Source organism: Lysobacter changpingensis, assembly GCF_017308985.1.
Lineage (GTDB): Bacteria > Pseudomonadota > Gammaproteobacteria > Xanthomonadales > Xanthomonadaceae > Lysobacter_J > Lysobacter_J changpingensis.
In genome coordinates, this window is the sequence record NZ_JADWPE010000002.1 from 1 (window position 1) to 14,879 (window position 14,879).

14 protein-coding genes are annotated in these 14,879 nt (G+C 68.6%); 4 read left to right on the plus strand and 10 right to left on the minus strand.

Annotated features, from left to right (window positions below):
* Positions 1–239 precede the first annotated feature (239 nt).
* From I4U41_RS01680 to I4U41_RS01690, 3 genes are all read right to left on the minus strand, one after another.
* Positions 240–1,745 carry a ComEA family DNA-binding protein gene (locus I4U41_RS01680; protein WP_206859211.1) on the minus strand — a complete coding sequence of 502 codons (1,506 nt, stop codon included), beginning with the start codon at positions 1,743–1,745 and terminating at the stop codon, positions 240–242.
* Between the two features lie 173 nt (positions 1,746–1,918).
* The gene (locus I4U41_RS01685) at positions 1,919–3,595 is read right to left on the minus strand and encodes a phosphoethanolamine transferase (protein ID WP_206859213.1); all 1,677 of its coding nucleotides are present in this window, start codon (positions 3,593–3,595) and stop codon (positions 1,919–1,921) included.
* The gene (locus I4U41_RS01690; RefSeq protein ID WP_206859219.1) at positions 3,592–4,335 is read right to left on the minus strand and encodes a phosphatase PAP2 family protein; all 744 of its coding nucleotides are present in this window, start codon (positions 4,333–4,335) and stop codon (positions 3,592–3,594) included. The genes I4U41_RS01685 and I4U41_RS01690 overlap by 4 nt, the downstream gene beginning before the upstream one ends.
* A gap of 276 nt (positions 4,336–4,611) precedes the next feature.
* Between I4U41_RS01690 and I4U41_RS01695 the strand changes: the two genes are divergently transcribed.
* The 4 genes from I4U41_RS01695 (at position 4,612) to I4U41_RS01710 (ending at position 7,637) form a co-directional block, all read left to right on the plus strand.
* Positions 4,612–5,316, plus strand: coding sequence for a response regulator transcription factor (locus I4U41_RS01695; RefSeq protein ID WP_206859220.1), 705 nt, complete (start codon positions 4,612–4,614; stop codon positions 5,314–5,316).
* The gene (locus I4U41_RS01700; RefSeq protein WP_206859221.1) at positions 5,313–6,584 is read left to right on the plus strand and encodes an ATP-binding protein; all 1,272 of its coding nucleotides are present in this window, start codon (positions 5,313–5,315) and stop codon (positions 6,582–6,584) included. The genes I4U41_RS01695 and I4U41_RS01700 overlap by 4 nt, the downstream gene beginning before the upstream one ends.
* 95 nt (positions 6,585–6,679) lie before the next feature.
* Positions 6,680–7,099 (plus strand): hypothetical protein, encoded by a 420-nt coding sequence (locus tag I4U41_RS01705; protein WP_206859222.1) that lies wholly within the window; start codon positions 6,680–6,682, stop codon positions 7,097–7,099.
* 88 nt (positions 7,100–7,187) lie between these two features.
* A complete protein-coding gene (locus I4U41_RS01710; protein WP_242524965.1) occupies positions 7,188–7,637 on the plus strand; it encodes a carboxymuconolactone decarboxylase family protein in 450 nt (149 codons plus the stop codon).
* 621 nt (positions 7,638–8,258) lie between these two features.
* On the opposite strand, the gene I4U41_RS01715 is transcribed toward I4U41_RS01710, so the two are convergent.
* The 7 genes from I4U41_RS01715 to rbfA form a co-directional block, all read right to left on the minus strand.
* The gene (locus I4U41_RS01715; protein ID WP_206859228.1) at positions 8,259–9,131 is read right to left on the minus strand and encodes an RNA polymerase sigma-70 factor; all 873 of its coding nucleotides are present in this window, start codon (positions 9,129–9,131) and stop codon (positions 8,259–8,261) included.
* An 88-nt stretch (positions 9,132–9,219) separates the two neighbouring features.
* Positions 9,220–9,654: a hypothetical protein gene (locus I4U41_RS01720; RefSeq protein WP_206859229.1), complete on the minus strand. Its 435-nt coding sequence runs from the start codon at positions 9,652–9,654 to the stop codon at positions 9,220–9,222.
* Positions 9,651–10,292: a DUF5671 domain-containing protein gene (locus tag I4U41_RS01725; RefSeq protein WP_206859230.1), complete on the minus strand. Its 642-nt coding sequence runs from the start codon at positions 10,290–10,292 to the stop codon at positions 9,651–9,653. The genes I4U41_RS01720 and I4U41_RS01725 overlap by 4 nt, the downstream gene beginning before the upstream one ends.
* Before the next feature lie 268 nt (positions 10,293–10,560).
* Positions 10,561–12,669, minus strand: a complete 2,109-nt coding sequence (gene pnp, locus I4U41_RS01730) for a polyribonucleotide nucleotidyltransferase (RefSeq protein ID WP_206859234.1) — start codon at positions 12,667–12,669, stop codon at positions 10,561–10,563.
* Positions 12,670–12,862: 193 nt separating this feature from the next.
* Positions 12,863–13,123, minus strand: a complete 261-nt coding sequence (gene rpsO, locus I4U41_RS01735; RefSeq protein ID WP_206859236.1) for a 30S ribosomal protein S15 — start codon at positions 13,121–13,123, stop codon at positions 12,863–12,865.
* Between the two features lie 197 nt (positions 13,124–13,320).
* The gene (gene truB / locus I4U41_RS01740) at positions 13,321–14,289 is read right to left on the minus strand and encodes a tRNA pseudouridine(55) synthase TruB (RefSeq protein ID WP_206859238.1); all 969 of its coding nucleotides are present in this window, start codon (positions 14,287–14,289) and stop codon (positions 13,321–13,323) included.
* 195 nt (positions 14,290–14,484) lie between these two features.
* Positions 14,485–14,865, minus strand: a complete 381-nt coding sequence (gene rbfA / locus I4U41_RS01745) for a 30S ribosome-binding factor RbfA (protein ID WP_206859241.1) — start codon at positions 14,863–14,865, stop codon at positions 14,485–14,487.
* Positions 14,866–14,879: the final 14 nt, after the last annotated feature.

The following is a 14,879-nucleotide window of genomic DNA, read 5'->3' on the forward strand; positions in this document are numbered from 1 at the left end:
GACCCGGGTGCGGCCTTCGGCCTTACCCGGGCTACAAAAGCTTCATCGACGCGCGTTCGGGCGCTGCTTCCGCAGCGTTTCGGCAGAGGCCTCCAGCGTCGCGAGTTTCCCGAGGCCGACGCCGCGATCTGATCGACGCTCTGGTAGCCCGGGTAAGCGAAGCGCACCCGGGGAACCTCGCCGCGACCGTCACGCACGACCCGGGTGCGGCCTTCGGCCTTACCCGGGCTACAAAAGCTTCATCGACGCGCGTTCGGGCGCTGCTTCCGCAGCGCTTCGGCAGAGGCCTCCAGCGTCGCGAGTTTCCCCGCGTCCAAGCCGCCGCGACGCGCGAAATCCGCGATGCCCACGAATGCGCCCTGCTCGCGCCGGCTGTGCAGCGCACGTTCGGCGACCTCCGCATCGATCCCCGGCAACGTACGCAATTGTTCGACCTCCGCCGTGTTGAGGTTCACCGCGACCTCCTGCGACGCCATGCCCGGCAGCTTCACCGGCGTGCGGCCGGGCAGCCACAGGTCCGGACCCAGCATCGAACGCAAGCGCTTCGGATCCTTCGCCACCGCCGCCTGCAACTGCGCCATCCGCGCGCGCGCCTGCTTCAAGCCGGCGACGAATCCGCCCATGTCGCCGATGCGTCCGCGCTCGGCCATCGCTTCGGTGTCGCGCGGAAGCGTCGCGTCGGCGGTGGCGCCATAGGTCGTGTCGAGCACGAGGCCGCGCACGCGCGCGCAGTCGGCCGGCACGTCGGTGCAGTGGTGGTCCACCAGGTCGAGGAACACCGGCGTATCCGGCGCCATCGTCCAGCCGCGCGCGCTCGCCGCGGCCATCGTGCGGAACAGCTGCGAATAGCGGGCCACGATGGCATCGCGCGTGCCCTCGCCCGGCACCAGCCAGCGGTGGAACAGCGTCGCGATGACGCCTTCGGACGCGAGCATCTGCTGCCCGTTCTTCAGCCGCGCCATGTCGAAGGCGGTGCTTTCGTTCGCGCGCGACCAGGCTTCGGCATCGCTGCCGGGCGGCACGAGTTGCCGGTGCACGAACAGGTTGCGACGCACGCCGTCGATGCGGCCGGCGCGATCGAGATTGCTCAGCCACAGCGGAATGAACGGCCTGGCATCCAGGCCGAGCGTGCGTTCCTCCAGCCGCGGATTGCGCGAATGACGCCGCACCAGGCTCTGGAAATGCGTGGCGAAACCCTCGTCGAACGCGGTCGGATAATCGGTCACGCTCATGCTGCTGTGCGGCGTGCGCGACCAGCCGGACGGCAGGCCGGGCATGAGCCGGCGCAGGAACACGTGCCCCATCTCGTGCGTGAAGATCTCCTCGAAGTCGCCGTCGTCGATGCTGTCGGTATCGACGACCAGGTCGACGAACAGTTCGTCCACGAAGCGTCGCTTGCCGCTCTCCTCCAGCCAGAAGCCGCGTCGCGCGAAGCCGCCGTCCTCGGCCGACCGATAGAGCCACGTCGGCACCGTGGTGCGCGCGCCGGCGATGCGCTGCGCGCTTTCGTCCAGCGCGAGCACGGTGGCGAGGAAGCCCTCATGCGCCTCGCGCTGGATGCGGTCGAACAATCCGCCCGACGTGACGCGCGTGACGACCGGCGCGGGCCGCCCCGCCGGATCGGCCTGCGTCTGCGGCTGGCCGTCGGCGAGGACCGGCGCGAGCACGCCGAGCTCGGCCGCCGGCGCTGGCGCCGTCGCGAGCGCGAGGACGAGCACGCCCGCCCAGCGGAATGATGTCGACATCGTGGCCGCCCTCCTCGGTTTGCGCAGGCCCGTCCGCAGCATCGCGCGAATGCGGGCACGGCACGCCTGCCATGCGGACCGCCCACTGCGGACACTTGCGAGCGATGCCGCTTCCGGGTTGGAAGTGCCCGCGTCCCGTCACGTTCGAACGGGAACGGACGCCGCGGCCGGCCTCAGCGCGACGCGATGCAGCGGTCGAAGAGATCCAGGTTCCGCTCGTACTCGGGCGTGCGCACCTGCATCAGGCCGAGCACGGAGTGGAACAGGTTGTCCTGGCTCGCCGGCGCTTGGCTTTCGCGCTTCATGCAGTCGAGATCGAGGTCGCGATCGGCGGCGAAGCCGGGCGAGAACCACATCACCATCGGCACGTGGGTCTGCGTCTCGGGCGCGATCGCGTACGGCACGCCGTGCAGGTACAGGCCGTTCTCGCCGAGCGATTCGCCGTGATCGGAAACATAGATCAGCGCGGTGTCGCGCGAGGACTGCGCGGCGAGGAAGCGGATCGTCCGCGCGAGGAAATCGTCGGTGTACAGCACCGAGTTGTCGTAGGCGTTGACGATCTGATCGCGCGTGCAGTCGCCCAGGTCCGCGGTCTCGCAGGTCGGCGTGAAGCGGCGCAGGCGCGCCGGATAGCGTTTCGCATAGCTCGGGCCGTGGCTGCCAAGCTGGTGCAGCACCACCACCGTGTCGCCCGGGCGCCGCGCGATTTCACCGGCGAGGCCGTGCAGCATCACCTCGTCCAGGCAGCCTTCCGCCGTGCATGCCTGCCGATCGCGCGCGTGTTCGAAGGATTCGAACGGGAGCCCTTCGCACACGCCCTTGCAACCGGTCTGGTTGTCGCGCCACAGGGTGGCGATGCCGGCGTGATCGAGCACGTGCAGCAGCGACTGCGTGTGAGCGATGCGGTCCTCGTCGTAATGCGCGCGGCCGAACGGCGAGAACATGCACGGCACCGATACTTCCGTCGCCGAGCCGCAGGACGTCACATCCGTGAAGTTGATCGGACCGATGTCGCGCAGCTGCGGCGTCGTCTGCCGCGCGTAACCGTTCAGGCCCCAGTTCCGTGCGCGCACGGTTTCGCCCACGACGATCACCAGCAGGCGCGGCTTCGAAGCCGGAGCGCGCCCGACCACGTGCGCGCCGAGTCCGATGGGCGCCTTCGGCGCATGGCGTGCGCCGTCGTGTTCGAGCACGCGGGCCAGCGACACGAGGTAGTTTCCCGGCGTGATCAGGTGCCGCACTTCCTTGTGATTGCGCATCAGCGCGGACAGGTCCTGGAACGACGCCATCATCGCCCCGCCCGCCACCAGCAGCGACAGCGCGATGCAGGCCAGCCGCACCAGCAACGCGCGCCCGATCGGACGCACGCGCAGCCGCACGCGCCACACCAGCACCGTCGGCAGCACGCCGAGCCACAACAAACTGGGCAGCATGCCGAACGAGAGCAGTTCGCCGGATTCCTTGCCGTCGGTGTGCAGGATGTTGCGCAGCATGTCGGGATCGAGATAGACCGTGTAACGGCTCATGAAATGCGCGGCCATCGCGGTCAACGGCAGCAGCACGGTGAGCACCGGGCGCACGGTCCAGCGGTTGAGCAGCAGGTTCAGCAGCAGCGTGTTGAGCGCGCCGATCATCAGCACCAGGCTGACGCCGGTCTTCCAGCCCGATGGGCCGTGGAGCGCTCCGGTCTTCGCGACGGCGTGGAAGAACGCGCCGTTGCAGAACACGGTGAAGAACACCGCGACGCGGAACGCGAGGCGTTCGACGGTCATCTCCGGGCGGATCGCCGCGAACTCGCGAAGACGGCGCAGCGCGTCCTCGAATGGACGGCGCGACGCGATGGAACTCATGCCTTCGTCTCCGGCCCGAAACCGGCGGCGAGCCAGCGCGAGCGCACCAGCGCCGGTCGGAACACGCGCCACGTGATCAGCGCGACGGCCCAGCAGATCGCCGCCGCGCTGAGGTCGTGCGAAGCGAAATGCGCACCGCGCAGTTGCTGCGCGATGCCGAACGCGAGCCCGAGACCGATGCCCGCCGCCAGTCCCGCCCAGCGCCACCGGGGCCGCGCCGCGCCGAGGAAGAAATACAGCGCCATCCACGCGTAGCCGCCGCCGGCGTGTCCCGCCGGAAAGCACGCGCCGCGTTCGAGCCCCAGCGGGCGCACCTGCCACAGGCCGACGAAGGGCCGATCGCCACCGTAGCGCACGAGGTCCCACGGGCAGTCCATGTTCGACCACGACTTCACCCACGCCACGCACAGCACCGACAGCACGACGGCGACGAGCAGATAGGCCAGCGGCGCGCGCAGCGACGCCATGTCATCGCGATGCCGCGCCACGAACCACGTCGCCAGCGCCGCGAGCCACAGCGCGATGCCGAAGCCACGGCCCCAGGTGTGCATCACGTGCTGCGTCAGGAAGGCGTCGCGAAGTGCCCAGCGTCCACCCTGCATGGCGTAGAGGCGATCGGCGATCCACTGGTCGCCATCGAGCCATCGCATCACCAGCAGCAGCGCGGCGAAAGCGAGCAGCGGAGCGACGATGTGCGTCAGCGCGAAGCGCAGGCCGTCGCCGCGCGGCAGGACGTCCATCGGAATCTTCTGGAGGCGGGAAGGTGCGTGCATCGGGGCGAACGACCACGGGATGAAGGCACTGCGCATGGGCGGGACACGGCGGGACGACGGAAGACCGGCGTGGACGATCCGCCCGGGCATGTCGGAATGCGGTCGGATCCGGGGCTTTCGCGCGATCGCGTTCACCGGGCATTCCACCGAGGCGGCGTCGGGTGGAATTCCGACGCCATTCCCACGCCAGGGGGCGCAGAATGGGCCGTGGCGCCGCCGCGCCGGCATTGGAGACGAACCGCGATGCGCGTGCTGGTCGTGGAAGACAATCGCAACCTGGTCGCCAACCTGTTCGAGTATTTCGATGCGCGCGGCTACACTCTCGACGCGGCGCCCGACGGCCCCACCGGCCTGCACCTGGCGGTGACGGTGGACTTCGACGCGATCGTGCTCGACTGGATGCTGCCGCGCATGGACGGCCGCGAGGTCCTCAGCCGGATGCGCGAGGCGGGCCGCGACACGCCGGTGATCATGCTCACCGCGCGCGACGAACTGCCCGACAAGATCGCCGGCTTCCGCGCCGGCGCCGACGACTACGTCACCAAGCCCTTCCACCTTCCCGAACTCGAAGTGCGGCTGGAAGCGCTGGTGTCCCGCGCACGTGGACGTGGACGCAACAAGGTGCTGCAGGTGGGCGATCTCAAGCTCGACATGGGCACGCTGGAAGCCACGCGCGGCGGCCGTTCGCTGCACCTGTACCCCGCCTGCCGCAAGCTGCTGGAAGTGCTGATGCAGGCCAGCCCCGCGGCGGTCACGCGCGAACGCCTGGAACATGCGCTGTGGGGCGACGATCCACCCGACGGCGACATGCTCCGCTCGCACATCTACGAACTGCGCCGCAGCGTCGATGGCCCCTTCCCGGTGAAGCTGATCCAGACGCTGCCGCGCGTGGGCTATCGCATCATCGCCGGCGAGGCCGCGGCGGGCGCCGGCGGGGCGATCGAGTGAGCGGTGCGCGTACCGGACTTCGCCGGCGCATCCTGCTGGGCCTGCTCGGCTACGTGATCGTGCTGAGCGTGGCGGTGGTGGTGCACGGCTTCGTCGTGAACGAGCATGCCGAAAGCCTCGTCTGGCAGACGCTGCTCGATTCGGAGATGGACCATCTGCTGGAGCTGCGCGAGCGCGACCCCGACTATCCGTGGACCAACACGCGCAGCCTCGCCTTCTACGACGGGCGCGATCCGGCCGGCATGCCGGCGCCGTTGCGCGGCGTCGCGCCCGGCGTGTACGACGAGATCATGATCGACGGCGTCGAACGCGTCGCGCTGGTGCGCGAGGTCGATGGGCGTCCGCTCGCGCTCGCGCTGGACATCACCGACCTGGAGGAACGCGAGTTCGACATGGGCCTGACCATGCTGGGCTCGACGGTGACGCTGGTCGTGCTGCTGTGCATCGCGATCGGATGGAGCGTGAACCGCCTGCTCAAACCGTTGCGCGACATGGCGCAGTCGATCGGACGATTGCGTCCGGACCAGGCGGGGCAACGCATCGACACGCCCGATTCGGCCAGCGCCGAGCTGGTGGTGATCGCCGACGCGCTCAACGACTACCTGCAACGCAACGACCGCTTCGTCGAACGCGAGCGCGTCTTCATCGACAGCGCCAGCCACGAGCTGCGCACGCCGGTGGCGGTGATCGCCGGCGCGAGCGAGATCGCGTTGCAGCAGCCCGGTCTGCCCGAACCCGCACGCGGCCAGCTGCTGCGCATCCAGCGCACGACGCGCGAGGTGGAGCAACTGGTCTCGCTGCTGCTGGTGCTGGCGAAGGATCCGGCGCGGCTGGCGCGCTCCAGCGACCACGTCGCGCTGGACCAGCTGATCCCGGAAATCGTGGAAGACCACCGCCATCTCACCCGCGACAAGGACCTGCACCTGGACATCCAGGCGCTGCCGCCGTGCGAGATCATCGCGCCGCTGCCGATCGTGCAGGTCGCCATCGGCAACCTGCTGCGCAACGCGATCGAGCACAGCGATCGCGGGCGCATCACGATCCGGCTCGAACGGCCCGCGACGGTGGTGATCGACGATCCCGGGCACGGCATGACGCCGGAGGAAATCGCGGAGATCTACGCGCGCGTGGCGCGTGGCGGCGGTCGCGATGGCGGCGGCATCGGGCTCGATCTGATCTCGCGATTGTGCGAGCACCTCGGCTGGCGGCTGGATTTCGCGTCCGACGAAGGCCGGGGCACGACCACGACGCTGCGCATGGCACCGTGAGTCGCGCGCCCGATGCGCACTCGCTTCAGGGCACGCGCGCTTGAGGCGCCCGGTCGTGCTGCGTAGGCTCGGCGTTCGGTTATCGGAGGACACGCATGCATCCGGGCTGGAAGATCGGCGGGCTTCTCGCGCTCGCCGTGTTCGCGATGGGCTCGCTCGTGGGCGGCGCGCCGTATCTGGAAGGCGAGCTTCCCGGCGGGCTGCCGTTCGGCAATGCGTTGGCGGCGCTCGGGTTGTGCGCGATCGCGGGCGGTGGCGTGGCGATCTCGCGTCCAGGTGTCGTGCGTCGCGTCGCGCTCGCCGCACTGTTCGCGGCGGCGGCGTGGTTGCCGGTGTCGATCGCGATGGCGGGGAATCTCGCGCTGGTGTTCTCCGGTGCGCGCGGGGATGCGTGGATCGCGTGGAGCGCGGTGGTCGCGGCGTTCTCCTTCGGGTCGCTGGCATTGGCGGTGATGCAGCGCCTGGTTTCGGGCGTGTGGCCGTTCCTCACCCGGGCGACGTCGCGGGAGCGCTGAATCGCGTTCGATCGGCTGTCACAACTTCGTCTGCGGGTCCGTCCTTGTCGATGAAGCGGCTCTCCTGGCCGCAATGATGAGAGACGACATGAACGCTGCCCTCCCCCTCGACTACACCGCCCTCGCCCCGAGCGCCTTCCAGAACCTGCTCCAGCTCAGCACCGGCCTGCACAAGGGCCCGCTGGGGCCGAAGCTGGTGGAATGGGTGTCGCTGCGCGTTTCGCAGATCAACGGCTGCGTGTTCTGTCTGGACATGCACGCCGGCCTCCTGCGCAAGTACGGCGAGAGCCAGCGCAAGCTCGACACCCTGCCCGGCTGGCGCGAAAGCCCGCTGTTCGACGCACGCGAACGCGCCGGGCTGGCGTGGGCGGAGACGCTCAACGCGCTCGGCGCCACGCCGGTGCCGGACGATGCGCTGGAGCGCGCCCGCGAGCATTTCGACGAACGCGAGATGGCTGAGCTGACGTTCGCGGTCGCGGCGATCCGTGCGTGGAATGTGTTGAACGTGGGGCTTCGGAAAGAGTTGCCGGAGGTTTGAGGCTTTGCGGTTTGTTTGACTCGCTCCCCAGCTTGCAGGGGTGAGGAGGGACGCTTGCGCGCCACTGGCACGCGTCGCGACGAACGCCATCGGGCTTTGCCCGATGGCCGCGGGGTTGGAAGGGAAGTTGCCAAGCCGCATCGGGGCGAGCGCGGTCGGACGAATGTCCTGCTGCTCTGCTTGTTCGGGCAGGCAGGATTCATGGCTGCATCGTTCGGCATCGCTGCGTGCGCTGGAAAATCCAGCACGCCTCCGTGCGCATCACAAGCGCGAGCTGATCATTGAAGCCGGCCGTCGGACGTCGTGACTCCGTTGCCCCTCGCCCCAACCCCTCTCCCGTTGGGAGAGGGACTTAAGCGCGCGCACCCACGTCGCCGCTTCGGCGATCTGCTGCGCCGTCGTCGTTGCGTCGTCCGGTTTTGCATTTGTAGCCCGGGTAAGCGAAGCGCACCCGGGATGCTGGCACGCCCGATCCCCGGGTGCGCTTCGCTTACCCGGGCTACAGAAGCTGCAGACGCAAGCCGATCGTTGAAACCAGCCTGCCAACGCCACTACGTCGCCGACCTCACCCCACCCCTCTCCCGAAGGAGAGGGGCCCGAGCCGCAGCCGCCGCAGGCCACTCACGCCACCAAGCCCCTCAACTTGTCCGGATTCAACACCGACAGCACCTGCGTGATGCGGCCGTTCTCATCCACGCCGATCGTGCTGATCGAATGCAGCCGTCCCTCGTGGAAACGCAGCAGCGCCGGTTCGCCGTTGACGTGGCCCAGGCGGAGGTCGGCCTCCCCCTCCGTGCGGCGCGCGACGGTCCAGTAGAGATCGGCGATGCGCGCCGCACCTTCCAGCGGGCGGATCACCGCGGTGACCTTGCCGCCGCCATCGGACACCAGGCGCGCGTCCGCATGCAGCAGCGCCATGATCGATTCGCGATCGCCCCGCTGCATCGCATGCATGAAGCGCTCGAGCAGGCGGCGATGCGTATCGGGCGCGACGGCGAAACGCGGGCGTCCGGCCTGCACGCGCGTGCGCGCGCGACTGACCATCTGGCGGCAGTTCGCCTCGGTGTGGCCGAGCAGCCCGGCGATCTGCGCGTAGTCGTAGTCGAAGACTTCCTTCAGCAGGAACGCGGCGCGCTCCTCGGGCCCGAGCTTTTCGAGCAGCGCGAGGAACGCCAGCGACACCTGCCCCGCGACGTCGGCCTGCTGCTCCGGGCCGGGCGAATCGTCGGCGTTGAGCGGCTCGGGCAGCCACGGGCCGGGATAGACCTCGCGCTCGGTACGCGCCAGGCGCAGCCGGTCGATGCCCAGCCGCGTCGTCGCCGTCACCAGCCAGCCCTCGGGGTCGCGGATGGCCGAACGGTCGGCCTGGTGCCAGCGCAGCCACGCGTCCTGCACGATTTCCTCGGCGTCGCCGCGGCTCCCCAGCATGCGGTAGGCCAGCGCCATCAGGCGCGGGCGGTGGGTTTCGAAAGCGGTGTCGGGCGTCTCGGACATGGGGTGGCCGGATGAAGGTGCGATGTCTACAGGACGGCCACGAGACCGGGCCTGTGACATGCCCCACGTCATTCGTGGGGCATGCCTTTCATTCGACCTCGACCTTCGCCTTGTCGGGCAGCTTCAAATCGAAGCAGTACCGTCCGGCCGGATGCGGCCAGTCGGCGCGACCGTAGCGACCTTGTTCGACGGCCGCCGTATCGGTCTCGAACACCGCGCAGAGCCGATACGTGCGCCTGCCTTGCGCGAGGTACCCGTAGGGCTTGCCCGTGAACGGGTCCTGCGCGGACAGGCGCACGCCCGGCCGTGCGAGCGCGCCCATGTCCGCCGGCAGCGAACCGGTACGTTCGGCCCAGCTTTCGATCTCGTCCTTCAGCCGATCCAGGTCGCGCACGCGACGCTCGTCCTGACGCACCATCCGCTGCTGGCCCGGCGTCCCCATCGACACCACCGCCGCCACCACGCTCGCGGCAACCACCACGCCGGTGGCGATCAGCAGCCAGCGGCCGGTCGCGCCGCTCATGCGTCCACCTCTTCGCGTCGCAGATCGTGCAGGTACCAGGCGAATGCGCTGCCGGCGATCAGCGCGACCACGACGACCTTCAACAGAAAGCGCGTGGTCAGCTCGCCGCCCAAGACGTTGAACACCAGCGTCGTCATGTCGCCGATCAGGACGGCCGCCGCCACGAACAGCGTCAGGTACGTCAGCCAGCGGCGCACGGGCGAGAGTCGCTTGATCGGGTGGCGCGCCACGTCCTTCGCCACGTAGTTCGACACGAACGCGAAGACCGGGAAGGCGATGATGAGCGCCGCCGTCGACCAGCGGATCGAGCGGGCAATGCGATACGCCGCGTATTCTTCGGCCGGATCGGGCCATGCACGCTCGATCAGGTCGAACAGCAGGCTGCCCAGGTGCCACGCGGCGAAGTACAACGATGCGAACAGCACGAGATAAAGAAAAGCCTCGCGCGCCGACACGGATGCGCGCGGGCGGGGCACGGGAACCACGAAGGGCGTGTCGGCGTATGCGTCGATGACGCCGCGCGTCTGGTCGTCGCGCCAGCCTGCACTGGCGAGCGCGGCGGTGATGGACGCCTTGGACTCTCCGCGTACCAACGCCTCGTATACGAAGCGCTCCAGTTCCTGCGATCCCGACGCCATGCGGTTCCCCTTCCGGTTGGATGACGCAAGGGTAGCAAGGCGGTGACGTGCGGGCGCATGCGTTCCCGATCACCGCTCGTGTAGCCCGGGTAAGCGAAGCGCACCCGGAGACTGTCACACCCATGCCGGGTGCGCTTCGCGTATCCCGACTGCAAGCGCAAAAGCGGTTCGGGACCGGTCGTCCGAAAGAACGCCGGCAAAGAAAAAGCGGGCCGAAGCCCGCTTTTTCGTACGTCCGGCGAAGTCGCCGAAGGATCGAACGCCCGACTTACTCGGCCGGCACGCCCTCGCCTTCCTCGACGGCCTTCATCGACAGGCGGATGCGGCCCTGCTTGTCGACTTCCAGCACCTTCACCTTGACCGTGTCGCCTTCCTTCAGCTTGTCGGAGACCTTCTCCACGCGCTCGCTCGAGATCTGCGAGACGTGCACCAGGCCGTCCTTGCCCGGCAGGATCGTCACGAACGCACCGAAGTCCATGATCTTGGCGACCTTGCCTTCGTAGATGCGGCCCGGCTCGACGTCGGAGGTGATCTGCTCGATGCGCGCCTTGGCGGCCTGCGCAGCGGCGGCATTCACCGACGCGATGACGATGGTGCCGTCGTCCTGGATGTCGATCTGCGTGCCGGTTTCCTTGGTGATCGCCTGGATGGTCGAACCGCCCTTGCCGATCACTTCGCGGATCTTGTCCGGGTGGATCTTCATCGTCAGCAGGCGCGGCGCGTACTCGCTCAGCTCGCTGCGCGGCGCGGTGATGGCCTTGGCCATCTCGCCGAGGATGTGCAGGCGGCCTTCCTTCGCCTGGGCGAGGGCGACCTTCATGATCTCCTCGGTGATGCCCTGGATCTTGATGTCCATCTGCAGGGCGCTGATGCCTTCCTGCGAACCGGCCACCTTGAAGTCCATGTCGCCCAGGTGGTCTTCGTCACCCAGGATGTCCGACAGCACGACGAAGCGGTCGTCTTCCTTCACCAGGCCCATCGCGATGCCCGCGACCGGCGACTTCACCGGCACGCCGGCGTCCATCAGCGCGAGCGAGGAACCGCAGACCGAGGCCATCGACGAGGAACCGTTCGACTCGGTGATTTCCGACACGACGCGGATCGTGTACGGGAACTCTTCCAGCGTCGGCATCGTGGCGAGCACGCCGCGCTTGGCGAGGCGGCCGTGGCCGATCTCGCGACGCTTCGGCGCGCCGAAGCGGCCGGTCTCGCCCACCGAGTACGGCGGGAAGTTGTAATGGAACAGGAAGTTTTCCTTGTACTCGCCCGAGACGGCATCGATGATCTGGCCGTCGCGCGCGGTGCCCAGCGTGGTGACCACGATGGCCTGCGTCTCGCCGCGGGTGAACAGCGCCGAGCCGTGGGTACGCGGCAGCACGCCGGTCTTGCACTCGATCGGACGCACGGTGGTCAGGTCGCGACCGTCGATGCGGACCTTGGTGTCGAGCACCGCGTCGCGCATGGTGCGGTATTCGAGATCGCCGAACTCCTTGGCGTACTCGCCAGCCGTCCAGCCCGAAGCTTCGGCGCGGCCGGAGAGCTGTTCCCACGTGTCCTTGCGGATGGCGGAGATCGCGTCGCGGCGCTCGGCCTTGTTGCGGATCTGGTAGGCCTGCTTCAGCGAAGCGCCGGCCGATTCGACGATGGCGGCGATCAGCGCGTCGTTCTTCGCCGGGGCGACCCAGGTCGACGGCTTGGTGCCGGCTTCCACGGTCAGCTCGTTGATGGCGTTGATGACCTTCTGCATCTCGCGATGACCGAACATCACCGCGCCGAGCATCACGTCTTCCGACAGCATCTTCGCTTCGGATTCGACCATCAGCACGGCGTTGGACGTACCAGCGACGACCAGCTCCAGGTCGGAGTCGGCCAGCTGCGTGGCGGTCGGGTTGAGGATGTACTGGCCGTTCTTGTAGCCGACCTTGGCGGCGCCGATCGGGCCCTGGAACGGCGTGCCGGCCAGCGCCAGCGCGGCCGAGGCGCCGATCATCGCCGGGATGTCGCCGTCGATTTCCGGATTCAGCGACATCACCGTCGCGATGATCTGGACTTCGTTCTTGTATTCCTCGGGGAACAGCGGGCGGATCGGGCGGTCGATCAGGCGCGAGATCAGCGTTTCCTTCTCGGTCGGACGGCCTTCACGCTTGAAGAAGCCACCCGGGATGCGGCCACCGGCGTAGAACTTCTCCTGGTAGTCCACCGTCAGCGGGAAGAAGTCCTGCCCTTCGCGCGCGCTCTTGGCGGCGACGGCAGACACCAGCACGACGGTGTCGTCCATCTTGACGATGACGGCGCCGCTGGCCTGGCGAGCGATTTCGCCGGTCTCCAGCGTCACCTGGTGATCGCCGTACTGGAAGGTCTTGGTGATTTTTGCCACGTTGGGTTCCTATCGTTTCTGATGCGTTCCGGTCGAGGCCCCTGCCCCGCTCCGGGCGACCGCGTTGGCGGCCAGAATTCGGATGATCGAACCGGATGGTTCGAAGTCTTGCGTGGAAGCGCCGTGCGCCTCCGTGTTGCCGTACCTCAAAAACGAACCGCGGCGCATCGCTGCGCCGCGGCTGGTATTGCGTTTAGCGGCGCAGACCGAGTTTCTCGATCAGGGCCTTGTAGCGCTCGTTGTCCTTGCGCTTCAGGTAGTCGAGCAGGCTGCGGCGACGGTTGACCATCTGCAGCAGGCCACGACGGCTGTGGTGGTCCTGCTTGTGGATCTTGAAGTGGCCGGTGAGCTGCTCGATGCGAGCGGTGAGCAGGGCGACCTGGACTTCCGGCGAACCGGTGTCGTTGGCGCCGCGCTTGTTGTCTTCGATGATCTTGCTGGTGTCGATGGACATGATGTGCCTTGTAGATGCGAGGCCTGCAGAAAGCGAATCGACCGGAATGACCCGCGCCGACGCACCGCCTGGCCCGCCGTTTGCTGATGGGATGTTGCGAAAGGGAACTGCTTAGGTGCTTGAAAAGCGGCGAAATTGTAACAGCAGGCCCACGCGAATGCGACCGCCGCGATGCGTGAAGGCCACGGTCGGCCGATTCACGGAGCCGGGCGCGCGGCCGGATCCGCGGCCTGTTCAGGCGGCCCGCCCTGTGCGGCCCAGCGGAACAGGCGTTGCGGCGCGAGCCGCGCGCCGGTGCGCTGGCCGATTCCCAGACACCGGCCGTCCGGACCGGAGACGGCGACGAGCCCATCCGTCCCCGGCTCGCAATCCACGCTCTGGCCCTGCCCGATCCGCCGCGCCGCCGCCGCGTCGAGTTCCACGCAGGGGAACTGCGCCAGCCCCGCCTCGATCGGCAGAAGGCAGGCTTCGAGCGCGCCCTCGCCCCCGGCTTCGCGCAGGGCGCGCAGGTCGTCGAGGGTGAACAGGCGCGGTTCGCGGAACGGATCGACCCACAGCCGGCGCAGCGTCGCGACGTGGGCGCCGCAACCGAGCGCCTCGCCGAGATCGCGGACCAGGCTGCGCACGTAGGTGCCCGATCCGCATTCCACGTGCAGCCGCAGGCGCGGGCCGTCGCGTTCGATCAGTTCGAAGCGGTGGACCACGACGTCGCGCTCCGGCGCTTCGATGGCCTCGCCTCGGCGCGCCTTGGCATAGAGCGGTTCGCCGCCCTGCTTCAGCGCCGAGTAGATCGGGGCGCGCTGGCGGATCGGGCCGCGCAGCGGGGCCAGGGCGGCCTCGATCGACGCGTCGTCCAGCGTCGGGACCGGTCGTTCGAGCAGCGGCGCGCCGTCGGCGTCGTCGCTGTCGGTGGTGAGCCCGAGCACCGCCGTGGTTTCGTAGGCCTTCGCCGAGCCCAGCAGCAGCCCGGCGATCTTGGTCGCCTCGCCGAAGCACAGCGGCAGCAGGCCGGTCGCCAGCGGATCGAGGCTGCCGGTGTGGCCACCCTTCTCCGCGCGAAACAGGTGGCGCGCCTGCTGCAGGGCCTGGTTGGAGCTGAGGCCCTGCGGCTTGTCCAGCAGCAGGATGCCGTCGAGCGGGCGGAAGCGCGTCTTGGCTTTCGTCATGGATCGTCCGCAGAGGGTCCGCAGGTCGCAACCGGGGCGCGATCCATGCCTGCCGTGCGGCAGGACACGGGACCGCGCGCTTCCGTGCGAATCCTGCGGGGATCCCCGGGTCAGGGCAACGGGTGTGTGAATCGGATGGAAGACGGGCTGACGGACGGCAGTGAGTCCCCCGGTGCGCGATGACGCGGACGGCGGCTAGTCTTTGGCGGGATCCGCGTCGTCCTGCCCGGCGGCCGGGTTGTCGCGCAGCAGGTTGCCGATGCGTTCGCCACGGTCGACCGAATCGTCGTAGTGGAAATGCAGTTCCGGCACGTGACGCATCTTCACCGCGCGGCCGAGCTGGAAACGCAGTTCGCGGGAGAGTTCCTTGAGGGCCTTCACGGCCTCCTTCGAACGCTCCGGCTGCAGCGCGGTGACGAACACCTTGGCGTGCGCGAGATCGCGCGAGACTTCCACGTCGGAGACGCTGACCGACGGCAGGCCGTGCTCGCGCACGGCTTCGTGCACCAGCGTGCCCAACTCGCGGCGGAGCTGGGCGGAGACGCGGTCGGTGCGGTGGAACGATTTGCTTGGCACGTGTTGGTGATTCG